Here is a 5,404-nt window from a genome sequence, read left to right on the forward strand (position 1 = left end):
GTGTTAAGCAGACCGCCAGCGTTCATCCTGAGCCAGGATCAAACTCTCCATATTAGTTAGAGAATTTGGGCTCTCTTGGCTCCGAAACTTTTCAAGCTTCGGAATCCTTTTTCCAAATCTAAATAAACAAGCGAACAGTAAACTATTCAACTCATCTATCTGACAGGAGCATTTGCTTTTTCAGAGTACAAATGCTATGCTGGCTTCCAAACTATTCTTTTTCCTAGGTTCCGTCGGCCTTTGAGCTCCTGAACTCACTTTCGTTCGTCCGGCTCGCTCTCGACCGCTTTATTAATGTAACAACCCCAGCCCGCAACTGTCAATACATTTCCTAGCCTTTTTTCGGATTTGGCCCAAGGCTGATTTGGTAGGCTTTTGGGTGAGAATAGAGGCTGGCACTGTAGCGTAGGCCTTCGTTGTTTAGGAGAGCGGTTGTGAATTTTCAGGATGTGATTGCGACGCTGAACCGGTTCTGGGGCGATCGCGGCTGTTTGATTGTGCAGCCCTACGATACGGAGAAAGGAGCGGGGACGAAGAGTCCGCATACCTTCTTACGGGCAATCGGGCCGGAGCCGTGGTCAGTTGCATATGTGGAACCGTGTCGGCGTCCGGCGGATGGGCGGTATGGGGAAAACCCGAATCGGGTGCAGCACTACTATCAATATCAGGTGCTAATTAAGCCGTCACCGGAGAACATTCAGGAGATTTACCTAGACTCGTTGAAGGAGTTGGGGATTAAACCGGAAGACCACGATATCCGTTTCGTTGAGGATAACTGGGAAGATGCGGCGGTTGGCGCTTGGGGTGTGGGCTGGGAAGTGTGGTTGGATGGGATGGAGATTACCCAGTTCACTTATTTCCAGCAGTGTGGGGGGATTGATTGTCGGCCTGTATCCATTGAGATTACCTATGGGCTGGAGCGGCTGACAATGTATTTGCAGGAGGTGGATAGCATCTTCAATATCCGCTGGAATGATGTGATGACGTATGGAGAGATTTTCCTCCAGAACGAGATTGAGAACTCGCGGTATAACTTTGAGGCTTCGTCGCCGGATGTCTTGTTTGGGTTGTTTGAGACCCATGAGAAGGAAGTGGAGCGCCTAGTGAGTTTGAGTTTAGTGCTGCCGGCGTATGATCAAGTTTTGAAGTGTTCCCATACGTTTAATTTGTTGGATGCACGGGGCGTGATTTCGGTGACGGAGCGGACGCGGTATATTGCGCGGATTCGGAATCTGGCACGGCAGGTTGCGCAGTTGTATTTGCAGCAACGGGAGGAGTTGGGTTTCCCGTTGCTGAAGAAGGAGGAAGTTGCGGTTTAGATTTTGGACGTTGGCCTCCTGATTGGAACGAAGCCTTTTGCCTGAATTTGCTTGAGGGAGATTAAGTTTGTTGTTATACAGACACCGGGTTTCTGGAGTGTGAAGGCTTGCTACACGCTAGGGAAGAGATCCGGTGTCTTGGGCTTTTTAAAGGTAGATGAATTGACTGAAGCATTCGTAGATGTTCTTAAGTCATTAGAAAGCGACCGTAGAACCTACCCCTTACCCCTCCCGAGCGGGGAACCGGAAATCTACGCAGACCTATCAAGAAGTAGAACAGATTGCTTTCTTAAAAAGCATGGGCGATCGCTCCAAACCTAGCTTGAGCCTCAATTAAGAATTAAGAGACGCAGGTTTGGAACAGCATAAAAGGGGTTGAGCCAAAGTTTTACCTATACCTTTCAAACTCGTTCTTCTTGAAACAGTGGGCAGAGAAGAGCTAGAACTAGTATTGTTGTAATACTTCTTAAGAAATACTTAAGTTCAGGAGAAAGAGGGATGGCAGAGCAGTTGGCAGTGTGGTTGGAACCGATCGCAGCCTGGTTTCGTGAATTGGGTATTCCGGAGCCGATTGTGCATTGGGGTCATCCGGCGATGATGGGAATTGTTGTCCTGGTAATGGGGACGTTTGTAGCATTAACGGGATGGCAGGGTCGTGTGCTGACAGCAACGGATGATGCAGCCGCATCGGCGAAGCGGGCGGAGCATGCGAAGATTGCGCCGTTGATGTTCCTATTTATTGCGTTGGGGTATACAGGTGGGGTGCTGTCGCTGGTGATGCAGCAACAGCCAATTTTGCAGAGTCCGCACTTCTGGACAGGAACGGGGGCGATCGCCATCCTAGCTATCAATGGTGCAATTTCAACATTTGGATTTTCTCAAGGAAAGGTGTTTCGGACGATTCATTCTTATGTCGGTAGCGCGGCGCTAGGGTTATTAATTATTCATGGGATTTTAGGACTGAAGTTGGGGCTTTCAATTTAAGGGGAAAGGGATAGTTAGTCCAACCGCCTAATTTACAAGTCGAGAAGCTCTAAATCTAAGGAGCCGTAGTTCTTGAAGAACTGCGGCTCCTTGGGCTAATACAGCAGTAGCCCTCTGCAGGCAATCTTAGATTGACTAAACAATACTCTGGACAGTTTTTCTGAAACCCTTGATTTTGCGTGCGCTTCGCGCACGCAAAATCAAGGGTTTCAGAAAAACTGTCCGAACTAATACTAAAGAAAGTCGATCATATTATTCCTCGGTCGAAAGGTGGTTCTAATGATATAGAGAATCTACAAACCCTTTGTAAAAAATGTAATATTGGCAAAAGTAATAAGGACAATACGCGATTGTAGTTTAGTCCTTAGATTCAATAAACCTAATTTAGAATGGGTATAGTGGCTCCTGCGATCGCCTTAGTTAGTATAAAAAACAGCTAAATCTTGAGAGTATAAGTATAAAAATTTATGGATAGGGGAGATGCTGAACGCATCTCCTTTTTTATTTGGGGGATGGGAACACTGGGGAGGTCGGGTGCAGAGATAGCTGATGTCAACCAGTGGATTGGTTTTGTGCTGTGCATATGTAGTGGGATTGTTACTGACGGCATTACCGTGGAAGGTTTCTGGAGTGCCTGTGGGGGCGATCGCTCTCCTTATGCCAGGAATTGTTACAGCCTTGGTGATGCCAAGGGTTTGGCGGATAGGACCACGAGCAAAGGTTTGGTTAGTGGCCGGCGCAATTGGGGGATTTGCAGCTTTTTATCTAGGGTTTCGGACACCTGCACCTGGAGCAGCAGATGTTAGTCATTGGTTAGAGCGATCTTCACTACCTTCCCAAGTTGAAGTCTGGGGATTTATTGAAACAAGCCCTCGACTAACGCGGAGCCAGAAAATTCAGTTCAATCTGGATGTGTTTCAGATAGGGGGATCGGTAAAACCTTCAGAGCCAATGGTTTTGCCAGAAGCAGCCACCGGGCACGTGTATGTGACGGTACCGTTACTATGGGGAACAGGGTTGCATCCCGGGCAGATGGTGAGCGTGAAGGGGAAGTTGTATGAGCCTCAGGCAGCAACGAATCCAGGAGGGTTTGATTTTCGGGCGCAGCTAGCGCAGCAGGGAATTTTTGCAGGGTTGAATGGCAAGCTGGTGACATTTCCGGAACCGGAGGGTCGGTTCCGAGAACAACGAACTTTGTGGCGGCAGATTTCAGGGGAAGTGCAGCGTGGGTTGTGGGAAGTGCGGGGACGGATTGTGCGATCGCACGTCTCTGGCCTCAGCGTCCCCGAAGGGCCGCTCGTCAGCGCCATGCTCCTGGGAAAAGGAGGCGTTGATGTGTCGTTTGCGATTAAAGATGCCTTCGCGAGTGTTGGACTGGCACATGCCTTGGCCGCCTCAGGCTTTCAGGTTTCCCTGCTAGTCGGAATCATGGTGCGGCTGACACAGGGGTTAGAGAAGCGGCTGCGGCTGGGAGTTTGCACTGGGGCGTTGGTAGTATACATCGGGCTAACAGGCTTAGAAGCTTCGGTGTTACGGGCAGGGGTGATGGGGTTTGCGGTGTTGTTAGCGATGACATTGGAGCGGCGATCGCGCCCTCTCGGTTCTCTACTCGTAGCTGCCGTTCTCCTACTGGTATTCAATCCGCTCTGGATCTGGGATTTGGGATTTCAGCTCAGCTTTATGGCGACCCTGGCCTTACTGATTATGGGGCCAGCGCTGATGAAGCAGTTGGATTGGATGCCCACGGGAATCGCTTCATTGGTGGCCGTTCCGTTAGCAGCTTACATATGGACGTTACCCCTGCAGTTATATGTATTTGGGGTGGTGTCACCTTACAGCGTGCTGCTGAATGTAGTAGTGGCTCCAGTATTGACCGTGATTAGTTTGGGAAGTGCGATCGCCGGGCTTTTCGGCTTCTTCTACATCCCCGCCGGAAGTTTGGCGTCAATGCTGCTTTATTTTCCAACGCACTGGCTGATTCAACTTTCGGATTGGGTATCGAAGTTACCGGGGAATGGGTACGCGACAGGAACAATCAGCATTGAGCAGGTATTGGCACTATATGGGCTTTATTTGATGATCTGGTGGGTTGTGCGACTACAACGCTACTGGTGGATCGTGACAGTGCTATGTGTCGGATTAGTGGCAGTTCCAGCAGGAGCAGCGACGACACAGCGCTTTCAGGCGACGGTGTTAGCAACCTCCGATCATCCGGTAATGGTGCTACAGAAGAAAGGGGAGGTTGGAATTATTGGGACGGTAGGGGAACGGGATGCTCAGTTTGCGGTGTTGCCGTTTTTGCAGAAGCAGGGAGTGAATGAGGTGGATTGGGCGATCGCTCCCCACTGGCCCACTGAATCAGCTGAATCAGCAGGCTGGCTCAAACTTTTGGATCGCGTATCCATTCACCAGCTTTATACACTTCCTGATTCCCAAAAGCCTTCTAGTCCAGTAAGCGCTAAACATCAAAGGATTGATCAGGTTATCCCATTACCTCTGGGAAAAGCGATTCCTGTTGGTTCAACACCAATCCGCCTGGTAAGTGCAGAGCCAGCAGCATTGCGATTTCAGCTGGGTGATCAGATTTGGTTATTTGTAGATGAGATGGCAGCAGATAGGGTGAAACCAATGATAGCAGCGGGAGTTTTCTCAGCAGCGAATGTGGTTTGGTGGGGTGGAGAGTTAAGGGACAAGAAGGTGCTGGAGCAGGTGGGTGCTGAAGTGGCGATCGCCTCCGGCAACCCCATCTTCCCTGAATTGGAACAATGGTTCCAGCAACACCAGACAGCGGCTTACTCCACCCAGCAGGATGGTGCCATTCAATGGACTGTAGATACTGGGTTTAGCCATCTCCTGTCAGCAGACTCAGAATAATAAGCAGGATTACTACGCGCCTCTAGGTACAATTTCTTGTGCTTCTGCGTTTTCGCGTCCGTTTTTGAGTAATATAGATGACGGAGAGGTGGCAGAGTGGTTGAATGCGGCAGACTCGAAATCTGTTTTGGAGTCAAATCCAACGGGGGTTCGAATCCCCCCCTCTCCGTCCCGGAGACGCTCTAGGAGCCACTTACAGCCGATAACTCAGGGTTGCGCTTGACCCA

At 49.9% G+C, this 5,404-nt stretch carries 4 protein-coding genes and 1 tRNA gene; all 5 read left to right on the forward strand.

Going from position 1 to position 5,404, the window contains the following annotated elements:
• Positions 1 to 434: 434 nt before the first annotated feature.
• The 5 genes from glyQ (at position 435) to H6F91_RS17220 (ending at position 5,346) form a co-directional block, all read left to right on the forward strand.
• Positions 435 to 1,319 carry a glycine--tRNA ligase subunit alpha gene (gene glyQ, locus H6F91_RS17200; protein WP_190773149.1) on the forward strand — a complete coding sequence of 295 codons (885 nt, stop codon included), beginning with the start codon at positions 435 to 437 and terminating at the stop codon, positions 1,317 to 1,319.
• Between the two features lie 498 nt (positions 1,320 to 1,817).
• A complete protein-coding gene (locus H6F91_RS17205; RefSeq protein ID WP_190773148.1) occupies positions 1,818 to 2,303 on the forward strand; it encodes a DUF4079 domain-containing protein in 486 nt (161 codons plus the stop codon).
• A gap of 179 nt (positions 2,304 to 2,482) precedes the next feature.
• Positions 2,483 to 2,659, forward strand: coding sequence for an HNH endonuclease (locus tag H6F91_RS17210; protein ID WP_190773147.1), 177 nt, complete (start codon positions 2,483 to 2,485; stop codon positions 2,657 to 2,659).
• Between the two features lie 193 nt (positions 2,660 to 2,852).
• On the forward strand, positions 2,853 to 5,177 hold the full coding sequence (locus H6F91_RS17215; RefSeq protein WP_190773146.1) for a ComEC/Rec2 family competence protein: 2,325 nt from the start codon (positions 2,853 to 2,855) through the stop codon (positions 5,175 to 5,177).
• An 82-nt stretch (positions 5,178 to 5,259) separates the two neighbouring features.
• Positions 5,260 to 5,346, forward strand: a tRNA-Ser gene (locus tag H6F91_RS17220).
• Positions 5,347 to 5,404 lie beyond the last annotated feature (58 nt).

It is taken from the genome of Leptolyngbya sp. FACHB-8 (genome assembly GCF_014695575.1).
In the GTDB taxonomy this organism is placed as follows: Bacteria; Cyanobacteriota; Cyanobacteriia; order Elainellales; family Elainellaceae; genus Vacuolonema.

Bases quoted from the DNA above. Each gene is read 5' to 3' on its own strand.
- H6F91_RS17205 (WP_190773148.1), top strand. From the start codon at position 1,818: ATGGCAGAGCAGTTGGCAGTGTGGTTGGAACCGATCGCAGCCTGGTTT.
- H6F91_RS17215 (WP_190773146.1), top strand. From the start codon at position 2,853: ATGTCAACCAGTGGATTGGTTTTGTGCTGTGCATATGTAGTGGGATTG.